General features: G+C 59.3%; 2 protein-coding genes and 1 tRNA gene. All 3 read right to left on the bottom strand.

The window, feature by feature from the left end; translation table 11 throughout:
• Nucleotides 1-359: glycosyltransferase family 4 protein (locus NZU74_20200; GenBank protein MCS6883651.1), on the bottom strand; the 359-nt coding region annotated here is incomplete at its 3' end.
• Nucleotides 360-415: 56 nt separating this feature from the next.
• Nucleotides 416-490: transfer RNA gene (locus NZU74_20195), tRNA-Cys, on the bottom strand.
• Nucleotides 491-550: 60 nt separating this feature from the next.
• The coding region (locus NZU74_20190; GenBank protein ID MCS6883650.1) for an aminoacyl-tRNA deacylase at nucleotides 551-945 on the bottom strand (395 nt) is incomplete at its 5' end.

Raw genomic sequence — 945 nt, 5'->3', positions numbered from 1 at the left:
AGATCGCTGTGGTAGGTCAAGACGACTGGTTGTTTGAGCAAACGCCCGCGCAACGCCAATCCCGGCGCATCAAACTGCGGCAGATGCAGACTCATCGCGTCGTGTTCGAGCGACAGGCGAGTGGCCAGCCAGCCGAACGTTGGCATAATGACCCCTTTGCTGACACGAGCCAGCACCGGCGCGCGCACCACTCGCACGCCATCGAGCAACTCAACCTTCGGCAAGCTCGGATCATACTGCGAGGTCAGTACGGTCACTTTGTGGCCGCGCCGGGCTAAACCACGGGCCAAGCGCTCGACATAGATAGTGAGACCACTCGTGTAAGGCCGATAGTAGGTCAGCGCACAAAGAATTCGCATACGACGACGTGAAATAAAGAACGAGAGGCGATCAACCTCTCGTCAGTGGATGCCTCTGGAGGCGACGGCGGGAATCGAACCCGCGAATGGCGGTTTTGCAGACCGCTGCATTACCACTTTGCTACGTCGCCGTCGCGCTCTATTTTAGCACAGGCAAGCTAACCACGCAAATGATACCAATCAGCAGCCTATTAAGACGATGGATGAGTCGCAATCGCTGCCACGGTCGCTCCCACCACGCGTGCCAGATCGTTTGGCGCTATCCCAATCATCACCCCACGCTGGCCAGCATTCACATAGATGATCGAATGCGCCAACGCCGACTCATCGAGGTAGGAAGGCCACCGCTTCGCCACTAGCGCTAATGCGCCAATCCCCCCGACCCGCAATCCGGTTAGGCGTTCAGCTTCAGCATGCGGCGCCATCTCAAATCGCTTGGCGTTGGCTAAGGCCGCAAGGCGCTTAAGATCAAGCTGACAGTTAGCCGGCACCATTGCTAAGGCCGGCCGCGCGCCGGCGCCAATGACGACCAGCGTTTTGAAGACACACGTCGCGGGGACGCCGATCGCCGCCGCCACTGCCACTG

The sequence above is a fragment of the Chloroflexaceae bacterium genome, assembly GCA_025057155.1.
In the GTDB taxonomy this organism is placed as follows: Bacteria; Chloroflexota; Chloroflexia; order Chloroflexales; family Chloroflexaceae; genus JACAEO01.
This window is presented reverse-complemented; position numbering and strand designations above follow the sequence as displayed.